Raw genomic sequence first — 17,821 nt, 5'->3', positions numbered from 1 at the left:
GTCCGCTCAGGCCGGTCGGTCGGCGACGGCGACCCGACCGCTGCGCAGCGAGGCGCGACGCGGCGTGGGCGTCGTCAGCCTGGTCGCGATGGTGAGCAGGTCATCGTCGCTGCGCACGGTGAAGCCGTTGCGGCCGAGCAGGTCCCGCATCGCGGATGCCGTCCAGCGTGACCTCCAAGGCTCGTTCGCCCAGATCCCGCGGCGGCGGGCCAGGACGTCCATCGAGCGGGCGATCAGCTGCCCGATCGCGATCGCGGCCTGCGGGGCCTGATAGTTGACGATCAGCCGGCTGCCCGGGGCCGACAGGGTCGCGACGGCGGCCACGGTCCGGGCGGCCTCCGGGCGGGTGAGATACGGGACGACACCCTCCCAGATCCAGGTCGTGGGCGTGTCGGCCCGGTGGCCGGCGGCGGCCAGGGCGCCTTCGAGCCGGTCGCGGGTGAGATCGACGGAGACGAACCGCACGCGCTCCCCGGGCTCCCCGGGCTCCCCGGGCTCCCCGGGCCGCGTCGGCCGCGTCGGCGCCGGCAGCCCGGCGAGCCGCTGACGCTTGTCGCGCGCGGAGTCCGGGTGGTCGACCTCGAAGACAACGCGGTCGGCGAGTTCCGGCATGCGCCACGCCCGGTCGTCCAGGCCGGCGCCGAGGAGTACGACCTGCGGGGAGGTCCGCTCGCGCACCGCGTCGTCGATCGCGATCGTGCGCGGGACGACGATCTCCGCGCAGGCCCGCACCGACTCGTAGTCGACACGTTCGAGCCAGCCGGAGGGCGGTGTGCCAGCCCGCACCTGCTCGACCGTGCGCTGCTCGTCGGCCCGCAGGAGCGAGACCGCGACCGGGTCGGTGAACCGGCCGGGAGCGATCCGCCCGGCCGCGACCGCCCGGCCCTGGCAGACCAGCACGGCTGTCCGGCTACCCCCGGCCGCCTTCATGCCACGCCCACCACCCGGCTCGTCATGTGCCTGCCCCGCCGCCCGGCCAGCCAGTTCGCCGCCGACCGCGCCTGCCGTCTCCAGCGTCCATGACCCGTCAGGCCCACATCCCTGTCAACTCGGCCGGGCCGGGCCGGGATCATTCGTCGCGGGGCGGGCCTGCGGACGGCGCGTTCGTGGCTGACGAGGGAATGCCCGTGGACGGCCGGGACATTGACCCTGAGGTGGATGTCGTTGAGGGTTCGCTTCCGCTGGCGGTGCTGGACTTCGTCGGGATCGAGCACGGTGAGAGTCCGAGCGCGGCGATCGCCGGGGCGGTGGCCGTCGCCCGCACCGCCGAGACGGCCGGATACCGGCGGTACTGGGTCTCCGAGCATCACAACATGACCAGCCTGGCGTGCAGCTCCCCCGAGCTGCTGACCGCGCACGTCGGGGCGCAGACGTCCCGGATCAGGGTCGGCGCGGCCGGGATCATGCTGCCCAACCACGCGCCGATGAAGGTCGCCGAGACGTTCCGGACACTGCTGGCGATGTACCCGGGGCGGGTCGATCTCGCGCTCGGCCGGGCGCCGGGAACCGACCCGCTGACCGCGCACGTGCTGCGCCGCGGGGCGTCCGCCGACGCGGGCGCGGAGTTCCCCGGGCAGGTCGGCGAGCTCCTCGCGTTCCTCGGTGACGGTTTCCCGGCCGGTCATCCCTACGCGCAGCTGGTGGCAGCGCCGGTGATCGACGAGCGCCCGGAGATGTTCGTTCTCGGGTCGAGCCCGTATGGCCCCAGATTCGCCGCCGTCAACGGCCTGAGCGCGGTGTTCGCCCACCACATGAGCCCTGAGCTGGCGTTCGACGCGCTGCGGGCCTACCGGCGCGAGTTCACCCCGCGGGCCGAGGGCACGCAGCCGTACTCCGCGATGTCCGTGCTCGCCTTCGCCAGTGAGGACGAGGAGGCCACGCTCGACTTCGAGGCGGCCTGGACCCTCACCATCCAGAACATCAGCCGCGGGGTGCGCGAGCCGCTGCGGCCGGAGGACATCCGCGGCTATGCCCGTTCGGAGCGGTTCCGGGCCGCCCGGCGCCCCGACGACGGCCGGATGGTGACCGGCGAGCCGAAGGCCGTGGCCGAGCGGCTGCTGGAGATGAAGCAGCAGGCCCAGGTCGACGAGATCGTCATCGTCACGCCGAGCCTGGACCGGGCCCGCCGCCAGGGCAGCTTCGCCGCGCTGGCCGAGGCCTGGCGCCAGGCGGCCTGACCCGAGCGCCACGCCACGCCCAGGCCGCCCTCGAGCCGTCCTGCGCCCGCGCCACGCCGGGCAGGGCAGGGCTCCGGGCCGGGCCGGGCCTCCTAGCCGCGCCGGACGGTCGTGACCATGCTCTGCACGGAGCGCTCGATCTGATCCGGGGTGGGCGCAACCGGTACGGGATCGGTTCGCGCCGTGCCCTCGGCACGGAAGGCGTCGAGCAGGTAGGCGGTGAAGCGGCGCCACGCGTCGGGCGCCGCGTCATGGGTCGCGGTGACCAGGCCGGCGTTCGCGAGCAGCAGGATGCCGATGTCGGCGGCGACGAAATCGGGCCGTAGCGAGCCCTCCCGCTGGGCCCGCGCGATGAGCTCCTCCAGGCCGGCGTGTGCCTGCGCCTTGAGTTCCTCGACCACGCTGGACGACGGGAACCGCAGGGTGATCAGATCACGCAGGCCCGCGTTGGACGCCTGAGCGCCGCACAGGTACTCGACGAGCTGCCGGAAACCCGCCCACGCGCTCGGGTTTTCCAGCGCCCGGCCCACGGCCACCAGGTACTCGCGGATCTTTCCTTCGAAGCTTGCCTCGAGCAGGTCGGCGCGGGTCGGGAAGCGGCGGTAGAGCGTGGCGATCCCGACCCCGGCCCGGCGGGCGATCTCCTCCAGACCGACGTCGATACCGCGTTCCGCGAAGACTTCTTCGGCGGCCCGCAGAATGCGTTCACGGTTACGCTCCGCGTCGACCCGCAGCGCGGGGACTACCTTCCCGGCTCGCCCAGCCGTCGCCACACGGTTTCCGCCGCGTCGCGCACTGTCCATGTGACGAGCCTACCTTTATATACGGAGGTATCTCTCCACTTAACCTGCTAAGGTTATCCGGAAGATCTCCTCCGTTTATACCAATCGTCACGACCGCCCGCTTGTCCGGCGAAAGGATTTCCGCAATGTCACAGCCCGTCATCGCCGACGATCAGCGGACGCGGTCCGCGCCAGCGGAGGGCACCGGCGGCCGGCGGGGCAATCCCTGGTGGACGCTGACGAGTGTCGCCCTCGGCGTGATCATGGTCGGCCTGGACGGGACGGTCGTCTCGATCGCGAACCCGCGCATCGCCGAGGATCTCGGCGCCTCACTGACCGACCTGCAGTGGATCACGAACTCCTACCTGCTCGCCCTGGCCGCCCTGCTGGTGTTCGGCGGCAAGCTCGGCGACCGGTACGGCCGCAAGCTGATCTTTCTGATCGGCGTGGTCGGGTTCGGGCTCACCTCACTGGCCATCGGCCTGGTCGGCAACATCGTCGGGATCATCGCGCTCCGGGCGCTCCAGGGCGTGTTCGGAGCCATGCTGATGCCGAACACGCTGGCCATCCTGCGCGGCGCGTTCCCGCCCAAGGAGCTGAACCGGGCGATCGGCATCTGGAGCGGCGCGTCGTCCATCTCGATCGCCGGCGGACCGATCATCGGCGGCCTGCTGGTCGAGCACGTGAGCTGGGAGTCGGTCTTCTACATCAACGTGCCGATGGGCGCGATCGCGCTGGCCGTGGGCCTGGCGGTGCTGCGTGAGTCCCGCAGCGAGAGCACCGGGCAGCGCCACGACATCCCCGGCATCATCACCCTGTCCGGCGGCCTGGTCGGCCTTGTGTTCGGCCTGATCAAGGCGTCGACCTGGGGCTGGACAGACCCGAAGACGCTCGGCTGCGTCTTCGCCGGGCTGGCCGTGCTGGTGCTGTTCACGGTGATCGAGACCCGGGTGGCCGCTCCCCTGCTGCCGATGCGGCTCTTCGGCAACCGGTCGATCTCGGTGGGCAGCGCTGTTCTCGTCATCAACTTCTTCGCGCTGTTCGGTGTGCTGTTCTTCGTCACGCTGTTCCTGCAGAACGTCCAGGACACCTCGCCGATCGAGACCGGTGTCCGCATTCTGCCGCTGACCCTGGCGATGATGATCATGTCACCGATCGCAGGCAGCGCCACCGAGCGGTTCGGGCCCCGCCCGCCGATGGTGATCGGCCTGGTGCTGTCCGGGACGGCACTGCTCCTGTTGACCGGGCTCGAGCCCGGCTCCAGCTTCAACGCGCTGTGGCCGTCGCTGCTGATGCTCGGCATCGGGATGGGCCTGGTCATCACGGCCAGCGCGGAGGCGATTGTCGGCAACGCACCGGTCGACGACGCCGGGGTCGCCGGTGGCCTGCAGACCACGGCGTTGCAGCTCGGCGGGGTCGTCGGGACGGCCGTCCTGGGCTCGGTGCTCAGCAGCCGCGTGGCATCGGTCATGGTCGACAAGCTGACCGGCGCCGGCACCCCCACCGAGGTCGCGAACCGGCTGACCGGCTCGGAGCAGCTCATCAGCCAGGGAGTGGCCCCCCAGGTGACCGGCGCGTCGGAATCCGTCCAGGCCGCCGTGACCGCGGGCAGCCACGCGGCCTTCATCACCGGCCTGCACGTCTCCCTCGTCGTCGCCGGCATCGCGACGCTCGTCGCGGCCGGGCTGGCCCTCCTGGTCCGGCGCGGCGACAGCAGCGGCGGAACCCCCGTCGTCGTGCACTGATGTTCACGATCTGATCGTCGTGTGCCGTGTCCAGCGTCCGGTCAGCCTGACCGGATGCCGGACACGCCCCCGTCGCCTGGCGACGGCCCCGGAACGGGGCGCGTCGCCAGGGTGGGCAGCTGTCAGTGGAACAGGCCGCGCGATCTTCCCAGCGGAAGGTCAAGGTGCGTCTGAATGCCCGGTGGGGCCGCGACGACGTCGTGGATCATGTTGACGACGGACATCGCGGTCCAGGTCTGGCCGGGATGGGCCGACCCGCCGGACGGATTCGCTTCGATCGTGAACGTGGTGGCCGGCTCGCCGAAGAACTCGACGATGTACCGACTCGCGCCGTTCACGATCTCCGGAGTGAGATCGTCCGCCATCTTCCACTTCGATTGGAAAACGATCACGGAACGCCCGTCGACGACCGCTTCCCAGCGCCGACACATTCCCGCCACCTTGCCGGTCGGGATGACCCCCGAGGCGACGACGAGATCCTCGTCGCTGACGGCAACCGTGAGGCCACACTCGTACCGGTCGACCGTAAGGCCAAGGCCTGCAGCCAGCAGGCCGATGGACTGGCTGTACGCGTCCAGGGCGAGCCGGTGCGTCCGATGGGCCTCGTCCGGGTCCCGCCCGAACCCGAAGGCTGTTGTCCGTGGTCGCCGTGACACCGAGCGGGGCGATCCCGGCGAGATCGCCCGCGTCCACACCGTCCTTTGCCGCGGAAGTCGTGTAGACACCGACCAGCTCGAACGCGGAGTTGGCCGCGAAATGACGAATAGAGATCTGGCCGATACGACCAGTGCACCACTGAACGACACGTACGGGGCGCGACGGGTTGACCATTCGGTCGCCTCCTTCTCGAAGGGTGCCAGGCTGCGGCGGGAACACCGGCCCTCATGGTGTCAGAACAGGCCCTGCGCCGAGCGTGGCCGAGCGGCACGATCACGGCATGCCGGGTCGTCCGCGCCAGGGCCGCGGGCCATGCGGCAGGCGTGACGACATCCGACCGTCGTGCTCCGCCCGCACCCGCAGCACGCCCGGGGAGATCCGGCCGCTCTCGGCGGTGTCCTTCCGAATGCGATGTCGTGGGTGAGTCCGGCGGTAAACCGGATAGGAGCTGCTTCAGGTCCGGTCGCACCGGCCCAACGCCAGCAGAAACCGTGGAGAGAACGGAGTCGTGATGACGAGGCCGACAACGGTCCACAACACCGGGCCACTGGCCAGGCTGCCCCGCAGGGTGTCCACCTACTGACAATCGACGATGCCCGAGCTGGATTCCCAGCCCGGGCGTCGTCGTCTCGCCACACGTGCATCGCGAGAAGGTGACGTCCTCACGGACAGAGGACTGGCGACCGTCACTTCAGCGTTCGGGCGTGGCCAGAATCTTGAACAGCATGGTGTTGACGTCGGTGAGCGTCTGCGTGTCGACCCGGCGCAGGCACTCTCCCAGGCCGGCCTTGGCCACGAAGGTGACCAGGCCCATCACAGCCCATTGCCCGGAACCAAGATCGACGCAGAATCCTTCGCCGCCGGCATGCTCCACGATCAGGGCAACCAACACGGTCGGCTCGTCAACGATCTCGTTGTAGATCGTCGAGCTGATGACCAGCACTGCCTGCGACGCCGAACCGATGGCCACGGTCCAGATCTCACCGCGGCGCGGCGATCTCACTCAGTGGCACCCGCGAGGTTGGGCAGCCCCGCCGCCGAGAGAGCCCGCTGATTGGCCTCGCCGAAGGCGAGGGCCGCACTCGCCGCCGCCGGGTTGGTTCGCATCCAGGCTCCATGCGCGGCGCAGCGCCGGCGCATGTCCTCGGCGTCGAGCAGGCCCTCCACCCAGGCGTTCATCGACGTGTGTTCGGCCTCCGCGTACCGCTTGACCGCCTCGTAGGCCTCGTCCGAGAGCCGGAGCGTGATCGTGCGCGACATGCCCAAGATGCTAGCAAAAGATGACAGCAAGATCCGATAACCACCCGGAGCGCGTCACACCGGGGCTCGGCCGGCCGATGTTTCTGCAAGATGTGGCGCTATCGCAGCGCCTCGAGTGACCGCAGCTGCGCGGGCGTTCCCGACACGGCGGCGAAGTCGAGCAGTTCGTCGAAGGTGGGAACCAGCACCTCCAGCAGGTTCGCCACGGCGGCCACCGAGTCGTCGAGCTCCGCCCGGCTGATCCCGTACCTGCGAGAGATCTCCAGGGCACGGCGGCGCACGGGGCTCGCCCGGGTCTGTTCGTCATCGCACCACAGCTGCAGGAAGCGGGTGTCCTTCACCTGAAAGGAGCCGAGCCGGATCAGTACCTGCCGAAACATGGCCGGGCGGGTCGCCGTCGACATGACCATAGCCGCGCCCGTTCGCAGGACCCAGGCGTCACCGCCCCGCCACTCCTGCGGATCGCCGTAAAGCAGGCACTGGCAGCCGGCGATCCTGATCGTCTCGCCCGCGTGGGGGCGCCGGTCGACCGAACGGGGAGGCGTCAGCGCACCTGCTCCGGCGTCCGCGGGCGGCACGGTGATCCCGAGCTCCGCGCCGGGGGACGGCGGTCGCGGCCCGCCGGGCGGCGGGTAGTAGGCCGCGAGCACCGCGGCCGCCGGCGGCTTCGCGAGCAGGCTCCGCAGCCCGGTCTCGTCCCAGATATCGATCTTCGTGGACGTCTCGGCCTGCTGGACGCGTCGCCAGCCGTCCCACCAGAGCGTGGTGGGATGATCCATCGAGCTGGGGACGCACAATATCCACTCGTCGATCCGATAGCCGTGCGCGCGGGCGTTCTTCTGCGCAGAAGCAAAAGACTTCCTGATCTGGCCATGGTGTGCCTGTGCGATCTGCGGAATGAAGTACTTCGACTGCCAGACGACGATCCGGTCGTCAAGCCGGCCATGAAAGACGTCGATGCCGCCGTCTCCCGGGTTGGCGCTCACCTGCCGGGCACCGGGGTGAAAAACGTCCACCAGCTGCGCGATCATCTGCTCGAAGTCGGCCCGGGAACCCGCCGCGCTACCGGTGTTCACCTCGTGCGCGCGGAAGTTGACCATCGGGTTCTCGCGCGATCCTGACACAGCGGATCGTTCCTCCTCGGGCCAGGGAGTCGGATACCGCGAGAAATCATAAGCCGTCACCGGACGGCGCAGCACAAGAAGAGCATTGGTCACGGGATGTGCGCGTCGGGCGTGTGACAGGTCACAGGGCGCGCAGCAGGCGGGCTCCGCGCAGGGCGGCGTCCCAGGCGGCTCCGGCCACCGCCCTGGTCACGAAATGGCCGATCCAGACCACCAGAAAGGTGGCCAGGATCAGGATCGGCGCCCAGTTCCAGGACAACTGGAGGACGATCCGCTCGAACGCGCCGTGCGGGTCGACGACCGGTTCCCAGCTGTTCAGCCGGGCCCACCGCCCCAGGAAGATCCCGACAGCGCACAGGGCGTGTGCCGCCACGGTGACCCGGCCTTGCCACTCCGCCCGGCCTACGCGGCCGAGATAGCGGCGCAGGCCGGCCAGTGACAGGTAATAGGCGAGGAAACCCGACCCGATGAACACCCCGTAGACAGGCAGCACCGCGGTCACCACGGGACCGTCGCCGCCCGCCACCAACACATCGTCCCGTAGATGGACGAGGTCGGTCACAACGTACGGGGCGTTGGGCAGGAACAGCGCGAACAGCACGAGCCCGGCCCACCACAGGGGCGAACGCGACGGATGCCGGTCGGCGCCACCCCGAAACAGGCCGCAGGCCAGGACGACCGGAGCCCAGGCCAGCAGGGTGTTCCACATCATCCACCGCGCGTTGCCGCGGACGACCTCAGCCAGACTCGGCGCCACCACTTCCAGCACACCCATGGTTGCATTGTCCGTATCAGGCGCACCCGAGCGGCCGCTTTCACGGCCGCCGCGGGCTACCGGTGCTCGTTATCCTCCCTGGCATGGCCCGGACGGAGCATGTCCCCTGTCTGGTGGGGCAGGGCCGTCCTCATGATCCTCGAAGACGACGGCGCGTTGGGTGCGCTGGATCGACTCGGCGATGTGCCTGATCCGCTGTAGTCGGGCGTCCCACGCCGACCCGACGGACGACAGTTGGGCCACCGCGCGGGCGAGCTGGGCGCCGTCCACCCGATACTGCTTCTCCCGGCCCGCCGGGGTCGCGTGGACGAGGCCGACCCGGTCGAGGATGACGAGGTGCTTGGCCACCGCCTGGCGGGTGACCGGCAGCCGCTGGCTCAGCGTGGTCGCGGTGCCGTGGCCCTCGCTGAGCAGCAGGTCGAGCATCCGGCGCCGGGTCGGGTCCCCGATCGCGGACCAGAGGTCGTCGTCGACATTCTCGGCCACGGCGGTTCTCATGGCCGCAGCTGAAGCGTCGCGACGTACGGCGCGAGCCGCGGCAGGTAGAAGTCCCAGCCGGTGACGTGCTCCTGGTACTGCTGCTCGAGGACGGCGATCTCCCAGCCCATCTCGCGGAAGCCGGTCTCGGTCATCCGGAGCATCGTCCCGGCGCCCGACGGGGTCAGCTCGAAGGTGACCAGAAGCGAGTTGCCCTCCACCGCGGCCTCGTCGGCCGGATGCGTCCAGCGGAACGAGAACGTCCGCGGCGGTCGGGCGTCGACGACGGTGAACGCCACCGCTGTCCCGCCGGCATTGCAGTCACCGAAGACGATCTGCCCCGTCGAGCCGGGCGTCGGCTCGTAGCGGGCGTCGTCCGGCCACCACTGCCTGAGGTGGTCGGGGCTGCTCACCACCTCGAAGACGATCTCGGGCGCCGCCTCGACGTAGATCTCCCGCTCGATTGTGCCGAGTTCCATGACATCCTCCTGCAACGTTTGGTTGCTTGTCAGGTTACCCGGCAGGGCGACATCCAGCAACCATCGGTTGCTTCTCACCTCGACGGCTGCCTGGGTGGCCCGGCGGGGCCACCCAGGCAGCGGGATCAGGCGAGGTCGTAGCGGTCGAGGTTCATCACCTTGGCCCAGGCCGCGACGAAGTCGCGTACGAACTTCTCCCGCGCGTCGTCGCTCGCGTACACCTCCGCGAACGCGCGCAGCTCGGAGTTCGAGCCGAAGACGAGGTCGACGCGGCTACCGGTCCAGGTCAGCTCGCCCGTGGCGGCGTCGCGGCCCTCGAAGACGTTGTCGTCCTCGCCGCTCGGGCGCCACGTCGTGCCCAGGTCGAGCAGGTTGGCGAAGAAGTCGTTGGTCAACACCCCGGGCGTCGCGGTGAGGACCCCCAGCGAGGACTGCCGGAAGTTCGCCCCCAGCACCCGCAGGCCACCGACGAGGACCGTCAGCTCGGGGGCGCTCAGGGTCAGCAGGTTCGCCCGGTCGAGCAGCAGGTACTCGGCCGGCAGGCGCTGGCCCTTCCCGAGGTAGTTACGGAACCCGTCCGCGGCCGGTTCGAGCGCCGCGAACGACTCGACGTCGGTCAGCTCCTGGGACGCGTCGGTCCGGCCCGGGGTGAACGGGACCTCGACGTCGAAGCCGGCTTCGCGGGCTGCCTGCTCGACAGCGGCACCACCGGCGAGCACGATCAGGTCGGCGAGCGAGACCCGCCGGCCGTCGGTCCGGGCGGCGTGGAACTCCTCCTGGATGCCGGTCAGCGTCCCCAGCACCGCCGCCAGCCGGTCCGGCTCGTTCACCTCCCAGCCGCGCTGCGGCTCGAGGCGGATGCGCGCGCCGTTGGCACCACCGCGCTTGTCACCGCCACGGAACGTCGAGGCCGACGCCCACGCGGTCGCGACCAGCTCGGAGACCGACAGGCCCGAGGCGAGGACCCGGACCTTCAGCGCGGCGACGTCCGCGGCGTCGACGAGCTCGTGGTCCACCGCCGGCACCGGGTCCTGCCACAGCAGCGTCTCGGCCGGGACCTCCGGGCCGAGGTAGCGCGCGACCGGCCCCATGTCACGGTGGGTCAGCTTGAACCACGCCCGGGCGAACGCGTCCGCGAGCTCGTCCGGGTGCTCCAGGAACCGCCGCGAGATCGGCTCGTACACCGGGTCGAACCGCAGGGCGAGGTCGGTCGTCAGCATCGTCGGGGCGTGGCTCTTCGCCGCGTCGTGGGCATCGGGGACGGTGCCAGCGCCCGCGCCGCCCTTCGGCTTCCACTGGTAGGCCCCGGCCGGGCTCTTCGTCAGCGCCCACTCGTAGCCGAAAAGCGTCTCGAAGAAGCTGTTGTCCCAGCTCACCGGGGTGGGAGTCCAGGCACCCTCGAGCCCGCTGGTGATCGCGTCCGCGCCCTTGCCGGTACCGAAGGCGTTCTTCCAGCCGAGGCCCTGCGTCTCAAGGGGGGCACCTTCGGGCTCCGGACCGACGTTGTCCGGGTCGCCCGCGCCGTGGGTCTTGCCGAACGTGTGGCCACCGGCGATGAGCGCCACCGTCTCCTCGTCGTCCATCGCCATGCGGCGGAACGTCTCGCGGATGTCGCGGGCCGCGGCCAGCGGGTCCGGGGTGCCGTTCGGGCCCTCCGGGTTGACGTAGATGAGGCCCATCTGGACCGCCCCGAGCGGATTCTCGAGCTCCCGGTCACCGGTGTAGCGCTCGTCGCCGAGCCAGGTGGTCTCCGGGCCCCAGTAGACGTCCTCGTCCGGCTCCCAGACATCCTCGCGGCCACCGGCGAAGCCGAAGGTCGTGAAACCCATCGATTCCAGGGCGACGTTGCCGGCGAGAATCATCAGGTCCGCCCAGGAGAGCGCCTGACCGTACTTCTTCTTCACCGGCCACAGCAGGCGGCGCGCCTTGTCCAGGTTCCCGTTGTCCGGCCAGCTGTTGAGCGGCGCGAAACGCTGCTGCCCGGCGCCGCCGCCACCACGGCCATCGCTGATGCGGTAGGTACCCGCGCTGTGCCACGCCATCCTGATCATGAACGGGCCGTAGTGACCGTAGTCGGCCGGCCACCAGTCCTGCGACGTCGTCAGCACCTGCGCGATGTCCCGCTTGACGGCGGGGAGGTCGAGCGTCCGGAACGCCGCGGCGTAGTCGAACTCCTCACCGAGCGGATTGGCCACCGCGGGATTCTTGGCGAGGATCTTCAGGTTGAGCCGGTTCGGCCACCAACCACGGTTCCCGCCACCCTGGGTGGGATGCGGAGCCCGCTCATGCGCGACCGGGCAGCCGCCACCGCTTTCCTCGTTCAGTTCGGAAACAACTGTCTCGTGATTCTCGGACACAGGATCCTCCGTCGTTGGCGGATCAGCAGCGGATCGAAAGCGGACAGGGACGGATCAGGAACGGTCGGGACGGATGGGGGTCGGATCGGGAGCGGGTAGGGACAGATCGGAAGGAGTCAGGAGCGGTCAGGGGCGGCTCGGGGGCGGTCAGGCGTCGCCGGCGGGGAGCAGTCGGGGCACCGGCCCCAGTAGAAGACCTCGGCCTCGTCTATCGAGAAGCCGCGGTCGTCGGACGCGGCCAGGCAGGGCGCCGAGCCGACCGCGCAGTCGACATCGGCGATGGCACGACAGGACCGGCACACGACGTGATGGTGGTTGTCCCCCACCCGCGACTCGTAACGGGCCGCCGAGCCGGCCGGCTGGATACGCCGGACCAGGCCGGCCGTCGTGAGAACCCGCAGCGAGTCGTACACCGCCTGGTGGGACACCTCAGGCAGCTCCTCGCGCACGGAACCGACGATCGAGTCGGTGTCCGCGTGCGGATGCGCGTAGACCGCCGTCAGCACCGCCACCCGCGGACGGGTGACGCGCAGCGCGGCCCCGCGCAACATCCGCCGGAAGTCCTCCGCTGTGGCCACCACCACATGGTCACCCATTTTCTGGAACCAGTCAAGAAAACCAGAAAGTAACCAGGCCACCACTCCAAGCTCCCGATATGCTCCCGGCCACCGGACCCTGGCCCCGGCTCCGTGGGCGCGAAGCGGCTGCGCGAGCGTCTGAGCTGGGCGTTTGCGGTGACCCACGCCACCGAATGCCACGATGCGCCACAGTTCGTCTCGAATGCGTAGTATTCGGCTATCTGACGCCGCCGTCCCCGCCCGGAGTACCGATCAGCGGTGTCCAGCGCGATGCCCCGACGGATGTTGGAAGGACCGAGAGTAATTGGCCAGGAGCGGTTTTCCCGGAGACGGGTCGTGGGACTTCAAGTCGGTCACGACCAGCGGCACGGTCCAGGGCTTCAACGGTGAGCCGGTCGACCTGCGCACCGACGTCGCCCACATCGCCCGGGTCTACGACCACTGGCTCGGCGGGAAGAACAACTTCGCGGCCGACCGGAAAGTGGCGGAGGCGGTCATGGCCGCGATGCCCACGGTCACCGAGAGCGTCCGCGCAAACCGCTCTTTCCTGCGCCGCGCCGTGAACCTGCTCGCCACCGAGCACGGCATCCGCCAGTTCCTCGACATCGGCACGGGCCTGCCCGCGGCCGACAACACCCACGAGGTGGCCCAGCGCGCCGCTCCGGACTCCCGGATCGTCTACGCCGACAACGACCGTTGCAAGTCGGGTTGTTCACACCCTGTCCAGTGCTTGCATGGCGCTTTCTAGAGCAAGCACCATGGAGGTCTCACCCCCCCGCACCGGGCAGTCGGTCCGGTCGAGCTGGACCGTGAGAGTGAGGGCCGGAACCTTAGGGCTGAACCCCAACGAACGAAGCCAACTCGGCTAGGCCGCTCTTGCGAGCACGGCGGACGCTGGTCGCGTCCAAGAGGTCCCGAACCACCTTCCCGGCTAGCCGCTGCTCTCGGAGCCATTCAGGGGTCAACGTACGGGCCTCCTGTACGGTCCGTATGGCATTGGGATAGTCTCTGGTGGCTGTTTGGGCTTCCGCTACGGCCAACAGATGACGTGTCCAGTTACTCAGTGGCATATTTTCGGTCCGGTGGACGGACCCTGCCAGTTGCAACGCGCGGGGCGCGTCTCCCTGAGTCATGGCGTTTTCCACCTCTATTGCATCCACCTGAGATGGACCAAATGCCGCCCAGTATTTTGCATAGTCCATCTTTCCATCGACAATTCGCGCAGCCGACGACCGAGCGTACGATAGTAGTTCACTGGCAGTTTCCGGACGGTTGTTCCGCGCGGCGGCAGCGCTGGCACCCGTCATAAGTCGACCCCATACGCCTAGGTGTTCGGGGGTGGACCGCATGATTGACGGCTCAATCTCTGCTGCCATCTCGACGGCCACTCTCTCGGCATCGTCGAATCGTCCTTGTCTGATGAAAGCCCAGCGGTAATAAACCACACCACTAGCACGGAGAATCTGGTCGCCGGCCGAGTCTGCCGCTTCCATGCTGCGCCGGATGGCCTCGCACGCGAGGTCTTCGCCCCCCAACTGGATCAACACACTTGCCGCCATGATGTAGGCATGCGACAAAAGGCGGTAAGCCGCTTCTTGATCTTCCCCTTGGTGGAGAGCGCTCGCGGCCGTGATGTCCTCAATCAGCGCGGGAGCTGTCCGTACCGCTTGCGAGTACCGGGCATGATGGTAGTCCTGAGTCAGGGCAACCAGCCGATCCCGTAGCGGCCTGAGCCCAAGCGCAGGCTCCTCCGCCCGACTGCCTGAGGGCCCGGGTAGTAGCAACCGCCGGAGCGGCATCAGCGCTTCGCTGTCGCTCATCGCTGTCTCCACCTCCACCTTGAAGAACGTTGCTGTAGGTACTTCCAACGCCCTGGCAAGGCTATGCAACGTGGTGATGCGGATTCCATCACGTTGCCCCTGCTCAAGCTTCGTAACCAGGTCAACGGATACGTCCGCCCGCTCCGCTAGCTCGGCCTGGGTCATGGACCGTCGTACTCGTACCTGAGCGACGCGGTCTCCCAACGCTCGGATCTCCCGCATGGGTCACCTCCCTAGGACGCTACGTCCTACACATCACGCTCCGTAGCAACATCCTATCCCTCCCGGTCGGTTCTCTTGTGCTGACCAGGTCATCAGGATCAGTTGCTAGGCGCCCGGAGGCCGGTGACCGGATCAGGGGCCGGACGGGTTCGGGGACTCCCGGTCTCCGGGCCGCCGCTTAGGCACCAGGAGGGGGTTGAGAAGCATGAGTGAAGACGGAAGCGCCAACGAGCAGAGTGAGGATAACAACAGGACCGACGAAAGATTTCCGCAATTACAAAAGATCCTCGCCGATGAACTGAAAATCGCAACTGTCGCAATGCTCAAGATCATGGACATCATTTCCATCGAGTACCTTCCATGGTCCGACCATAAGATCACGATCCTGAGCCTGCGGGCCGAGTCCATTCTGTCGGATCTGGATCACTTGACGGCACGGATATCAGAGCAACCTACGGGGGGTATGCTGCCAAACCCGAACGGGCATCCGGCAGCGTCGACATGAACGAACCGAGAGAACAGTCGTATGACATAACACGTCGCGACCTCTGGTCTCGATTGCCGCGCCTGATGCGGCCAGACAATCCCGCCGAAGCCGGTTGGCATAGAACGCAGCGACTGTACCTCGCGGCCCGGACTGGCGAAGACGGCAAGACGGCGGTTCACGGTGTGGGCACCTTCCATGAGGATTCCTTCGCACGCGCATACGTGAAACAGCGGTATGGAGGGGATGGCTACGTGATCCCATTCAACCTGCTCTATGGTCGCCGCAGCGTATAGCTACCCGCAACCGCCGCCGGTCTCCAGTTAACGAAGGACGAACCGATGACTCCTACGGGCGGAACCCTGCGCGCTCTTCTAGGCTTTGAGCTGGATTCTGCGTTGCGCATCCTGGAGAATGTAAACCGGAATCTCAGATCGTACGGCTACAGCCTGCCGGTAGGAAATGCCGATCTGAATAAGGTTGTCCAGGAAACGACCCGGGCTCTTCGCATCGTTCAGGACCTCCGGTCCACCATTGACACGATGCAAGGAGTCGGCTCGCCGCTCTCGTCGGAAGTCCGAAGTTCTACTACGCCATATATTGTCGTGGACTTCGACGCGATGAGCAGTGACGGCCTGATCTTGTGCCCAATGAGCGCCGTTCCGTCCCGGCTTCTGGTGACTCCCGAGGTGGCGGTTCTCTGCGAAGATGGCAAGGGTCGATCTGCTCTCGCACGGATCATACGGGTCGAAGAACGCAGATTTATGGTTTGGCTTCGAATCGTCGCTACTACGGTGCATAAGGAAGCGGCGCCCACCGAAAGGCTGGCCACTCGGCGATACTCTGTCCGCCGTTAGGCCGGAGACGGCGGTCTATTGAGAGGCGTAACCGCGCCTATGGACGAGGATTCTGCAACTGTGCTGACGGTCATTACGGAGGCCGTGACCGAGGCATTCAGGAGTGAGGCGAACGGCCCCGAGGTCGCGTTCTATGTGACTGCCGCATTGGACGATGCCGGATTTAATATCGTCCGGAAACCGGACGGTTGTTGCTAGCGCTGTGAGTCCTCTCGCCAGCGTCGCTCTGCTGACCAGACTATCCCTCAAATCTCGGTAGCGCGGAGCATGATGCCGACCGCCGGCAACCTGCCAGCGTCCCAATAGTGGGGCCTTGCGCGCGGCCTATCGGCGACGGGGTGCAGCCTCTCGCCTGTTGTGTCGACTCGGGGGTCGACACAACAGGCGATGGCATGTCTCCGTGATACTCCGCCGAGTGTTGCCAATCCGGAGGAGACCCGCTCAGCACGAAAGAGGGTCGTGAGTGGGAAAATCCACCGGCTACTACGGAGTGAGCCTGTGCAAGTCCCGGGGAAACAGAGTGACCTCGCGAACGTTTGCCGCGCCGGTAAGTCGGGCGGTCCATCTTTCCAGGCCGAGTGCGAAACCGCCGTGGGGCGGCATGCCGTACCGGAAAGTGTCAATGTACGCCCGGTACTTCTCAGGGTCTTCGCCGCGCAAGGTAATTGCCTGTACGTAATCGGTGTATCGGTGGAGCCGTTGCCCCCCGGTCACGAGTTCCAATCCTCGGAACAGAAGGTCGAAACTGTTGGAGAACTCGGGTCGCGCGGGGTCCGGGTGCGTGTAGAAGGGCCTTTTGCGCATGGGGTAGCCCGTTACGAAAAGAAAGTCGCTACCGAACTCGTGGAGCGCCCACTCTCCGAGCCACCGTTCGTGCGCCGGGGCGAGGTCAGGCTCACCAATCACCTGTTCGCCGGTTGCTCGCTGGATCATCTCCTGAGCGTCAGAGAAATGGATGATCGGTATCTGCTCGGGGATACGGGGCAACGTCTGGTCGGCAAGTATCGACTCCTCTGGGTCAGTAGCCGACACCTTCTCTACCATGTGCCTAACCGCCAGACTCACCATTTTTATGACGGTGTGGTGGTCCTCAATGAATCCCATCTCGGCATCCAGGGAGACGTATTCTGCGAGATGTCTTGCGGTGTCGTGCGGTTCGGCCCGAAAAACCGGAGCTACTTCAAATACTCGCTCGAACACGCCAACGAGAGTTTGCTTATAGAACTGCGGGCTCTGGGCGAGGTAGGCGCGCGATCCAAAATAGTCTATGCCGAAGACGTTCGCTCCGCTCTCAGTAGAGGATGCGACGATCTTTGGAGTGTGGACCTCGGTGAACCCTTCGCTCGTGAGGGCTTCCCTGAATCCCGCGACGGATGCGGCAGCCAGCCGGAATATTGCTTGCCGCCGTGGGTGCCTCAGCGCGAGCGATGCATGGTCGAGCTGTACGGGAAGGCTCACGTCCAGGTTCGGTCGGAAAATCTCGAAAGGCAACGGAGAAACAGCCTCGGAGAGAATTCCTATCTCGGGGTTAATGACTTCCACCCCACCGGGTGCGTGTGGGTTCGCTACTGCTTGTCCGTCAATTTCTACGACGGATTCCTCGGTGACATCCGAGATTTTCGAGAGAATGTCGGGCTCGTTCACGACGATTTGCGCTGTGCCGCGTGCGTCGCGCAGGACAAGAAATGTCACGTTTTTCAGAACGCGGCGCCGGTGGACCCATCCCGCAAGATGCACTTTCTCGCCCGCGCGCTTGGGAAGATCCGTTGTATAGGTTCTTTCCATCGTTGTTCCCTCTCGGCAGCTTCGTCCCCGAAGGTGCGGGCGAGGGGCTTCTCGCGGTGCCACCGCACTTCGCCGTTTGTCGGAACAAGCGGCCTCGTCGGCCCGGTAACGGGGGCCATTCGTCGGGGCTTACTGAGCGGATGCCGTTTTTCCCCGCACTCAGGAGGGTCTTCACGCCAGGACCAAGGGATGCCTTCGCAGCTTCCGGCATCTCTCTGCACCTTGGTGATCCCGCGCTACTC

Annotated in this window: 16 protein-coding genes and 1 pseudogene; 4 read left to right on the top strand and 13 right to left on the bottom strand. The window is 67.4% G+C overall.

All coding sequences use genetic code 11. The features are described from left to right. Positions 1–6 precede the first annotated feature (6 nt). Entirely contained in the window at positions 7–930 is a 924-nt protein-coding gene (locus FRANEAN1_RS07515) for a class I SAM-dependent methyltransferase (RefSeq protein ID WP_020459158.1), read from the bottom strand. 191 nt (positions 931–1,121) lie between these two features. Here FRANEAN1_RS07515 and FRANEAN1_RS07510 point away from each other — a divergent pair, with 191 nt between their 5' ends. After that, positions 1,122–2,177 carry an LLM class flavin-dependent oxidoreductase gene (locus tag FRANEAN1_RS07510; RefSeq protein ID WP_157473063.1) on the top strand — a complete coding sequence of 352 codons (1,056 nt, stop codon included), beginning with the start codon at positions 1,122–1,124 and terminating at the stop codon, positions 2,175–2,177. Positions 2,178–2,269: 92 nt separating this feature from the next. Here FRANEAN1_RS07510 and FRANEAN1_RS07505 read toward each other — a convergent pair whose 3' ends face one another. Continuing rightward, complete coding sequence (locus FRANEAN1_RS07505) at positions 2,270–2,950, bottom strand: TetR/AcrR family transcriptional regulator (RefSeq protein WP_049795596.1); 681 nt, start codon at positions 2,948–2,950, stop codon at positions 2,270–2,272. Positions 2,951–3,105: 155 nt separating this feature from the next. On the opposite strand from FRANEAN1_RS07505, the gene FRANEAN1_RS07500 reads away from it, so the two are divergent. After that, positions 3,106–4,704 carry an MFS transporter gene (locus FRANEAN1_RS07500; RefSeq protein WP_020459155.1) on the top strand — a complete coding sequence of 533 codons (1,599 nt, stop codon included), beginning with the start codon at positions 3,106–3,108 and terminating at the stop codon, positions 4,702–4,704. Between the two features lie 122 nt (positions 4,705–4,826). Here the strand turns inward: FRANEAN1_RS07500 and FRANEAN1_RS07495 are convergent, their stop codons facing one another. The 9 genes from FRANEAN1_RS07495 to FRANEAN1_RS07455 all read right to left on the bottom strand — a co-directional run bounded on the left by FRANEAN1_RS07495 (position 4,827) and on the right by FRANEAN1_RS07455 (position 12,429). Continuing rightward, positions 4,827–5,360 (bottom strand): hypothetical protein, encoded by a 534-nt coding sequence (locus FRANEAN1_RS07495; protein ID WP_347177022.1) that lies wholly within the window; start codon positions 5,358–5,360, stop codon positions 4,827–4,829. A 692-nt stretch (positions 5,361–6,052) separates the two neighbouring features. Further along, a complete protein-coding gene (locus tag FRANEAN1_RS07490) occupies positions 6,053–6,364 on the bottom strand; it encodes a type II toxin-antitoxin system PemK/MazF family toxin (protein WP_041253811.1) in 312 nt (103 codons plus the stop codon). Then, entirely contained in the window at positions 6,361–6,621 is a 261-nt protein-coding gene (locus FRANEAN1_RS07485; RefSeq protein WP_041253810.1) for a toxin-antitoxin system HicB family antitoxin, read from the bottom strand. Before FRANEAN1_RS07485 ends, FRANEAN1_RS07490 begins: the two co-directional genes overlap by 4 nt. 98 nt (positions 6,622–6,719) lie before the next feature. Continuing rightward, positions 6,720–7,721, bottom strand: a complete 1,002-nt coding sequence (locus FRANEAN1_RS36860) for a hypothetical protein (RefSeq protein ID WP_157473061.1) — start codon at positions 7,719–7,721, stop codon at positions 6,720–6,722. Positions 7,722–7,866: 145 nt separating this feature from the next. Beyond that, positions 7,867–8,520: a DUF1361 domain-containing protein gene (locus FRANEAN1_RS07475; RefSeq protein WP_041253808.1), complete on the bottom strand. Its 654-nt coding sequence runs from the start codon at positions 8,518–8,520 to the stop codon at positions 7,867–7,869. 69 nt (positions 8,521–8,589) lie between these two features. Next, positions 8,590–9,018 (bottom strand): helix-turn-helix domain-containing protein, encoded by a 429-nt coding sequence (locus tag FRANEAN1_RS07470; RefSeq protein WP_020459149.1) that lies wholly within the window; start codon positions 9,016–9,018, stop codon positions 8,590–8,592. After that, positions 9,015–9,476: an SRPBCC family protein gene (locus FRANEAN1_RS07465; protein WP_020459148.1), complete on the bottom strand. Its 462-nt coding sequence runs from the start codon at positions 9,474–9,476 to the stop codon at positions 9,015–9,017. The genes FRANEAN1_RS07470 and FRANEAN1_RS07465 overlap by 4 nt, the downstream gene beginning before the upstream one ends. Positions 9,477–9,601: 125 nt before the next feature. Further along, positions 9,602–11,833 (bottom strand): catalase/peroxidase HPI, encoded by a 2,232-nt coding sequence (gene katG / locus FRANEAN1_RS07460; protein WP_020459147.1) that lies wholly within the window; start codon positions 11,831–11,833, stop codon positions 9,602–9,604. A 116-nt stretch (positions 11,834–11,949) separates the two neighbouring features. Continuing rightward, positions 11,950–12,429: a Fur family transcriptional regulator gene (locus tag FRANEAN1_RS07455; protein WP_041253806.1), complete on the bottom strand. Its 480-nt coding sequence runs from the start codon at positions 12,427–12,429 to the stop codon at positions 11,950–11,952. A gap of 382 nt (positions 12,430–12,811) precedes the next feature. On the opposite strand from FRANEAN1_RS07455, the pseudogene FRANEAN1_RS07450 reads away from it, so the two are divergent. Further along, positions 12,812–13,105: pseudogene (locus FRANEAN1_RS07450) on the top strand (SAM-dependent methyltransferase); the annotation flags it as partial. A gap of 136 nt (positions 13,106–13,241) precedes the next feature. Here the strand turns inward: FRANEAN1_RS07450 and FRANEAN1_RS38320 are convergent. Continuing rightward, a complete protein-coding gene (locus tag FRANEAN1_RS38320) occupies positions 13,242–14,453 on the bottom strand; it encodes a helix-turn-helix transcriptional regulator (RefSeq protein ID WP_020459144.1) in 1,212 nt (403 codons plus the stop codon). A 205-nt stretch (positions 14,454–14,658) separates the two neighbouring features. On the opposite strand from FRANEAN1_RS38320, the gene FRANEAN1_RS40755 reads away from it, so the two are divergent. Beyond that, positions 14,659–14,958, top strand: a complete 300-nt coding sequence (locus tag FRANEAN1_RS40755) for a hypothetical protein (protein WP_157472437.1) — start codon at positions 14,659–14,661, stop codon at positions 14,956–14,958. A 1,319-nt stretch (positions 14,959–16,277) separates the two neighbouring features. Here FRANEAN1_RS40755 and aspS read toward each other — a convergent pair. Then, entirely contained in the window at positions 16,278–17,579 is a 1,302-nt protein-coding gene (gene aspS / locus FRANEAN1_RS07440; protein ID WP_020459141.1) for an aspartate--tRNA(Asn) ligase, read from the bottom strand. Between the last annotated feature and the right edge of the window lie 242 nt (positions 17,580–17,821).

The organism is Parafrankia sp. EAN1pec (genome assembly GCF_000018005.1).
GTDB classification, from domain to species: Bacteria; Actinomycetota; Actinomycetes; order Frankiales; family Frankiaceae; genus Parafrankia; species Parafrankia soli.
Note: the sequence above shows the minus strand (reverse complement) of the source record. Positions and strands in the feature narration are given on the sequence as shown.

Bases quoted from the DNA above. Each gene is read 5' to 3' on its own strand.
- FRANEAN1_RS07470 (WP_020459149.1), bottom strand. From the start codon at position 9,018: ATGAGAACCGCCGTGGCCGAGAATGTCGACGACGACCTCTGGTCCGCG.
- FRANEAN1_RS07500 (WP_020459155.1), top strand. From the start codon at position 3,106: ATGTCACAGCCCGTCATCGCCGACGATCAGCGGACGCGGTCCGCGCCA.
- FRANEAN1_RS38320 (WP_020459144.1), bottom strand. From the start codon at position 14,453: ATGCGGGAGATCCGAGCGTTGGGAGACCGCGTCGCTCAGGTACGAGTA.
- FRANEAN1_RS07455 (WP_041253806.1), bottom strand. From the start codon at position 12,429: ATGGGTGACCATGTGGTGGTGGCCACAGCGGAGGACTTCCGGCGGATG.
- FRANEAN1_RS07485 (WP_041253810.1), bottom strand. From the start codon at position 6,621: ATGTCGCGCACGATCACGCTCCGGCTCTCGGACGAGGCCTACGAGGCG.
- FRANEAN1_RS07465 (WP_020459148.1), bottom strand. From the start codon at position 9,476: ATGGAACTCGGCACAATCGAGCGGGAGATCTACGTCGAGGCGGCGCCC.
- FRANEAN1_RS36860 (WP_157473061.1), bottom strand. From the start codon at position 7,721: ATGGTCAACTTCCGCGCGCACGAGGTGAACACCGGTAGCGCGGCGGGT.
- FRANEAN1_RS07475 (WP_041253808.1), bottom strand. From the start codon at position 8,520: ATGGGTGTGCTGGAAGTGGTGGCGCCGAGTCTGGCTGAGGTCGTCCGC.
- FRANEAN1_RS40755 (WP_157472437.1), top strand. From the start codon at position 14,659: ATGAGTGAAGACGGAAGCGCCAACGAGCAGAGTGAGGATAACAACAGG.
- FRANEAN1_RS07510 (WP_157473063.1), top strand. From the start codon at position 1,122: ATGCCCGTGGACGGCCGGGACATTGACCCTGAGGTGGATGTCGTTGAG.
- FRANEAN1_RS07515 (WP_020459158.1), bottom strand. From the start codon at position 930: ATGAAGGCGGCCGGGGGTAGCCGGACAGCCGTGCTGGTCTGCCAGGGC.
- aspS (WP_020459141.1), bottom strand. From the start codon at position 17,579: ATGGAAAGAACCTATACAACGGATCTTCCCAAGCGCGCGGGCGAGAAA.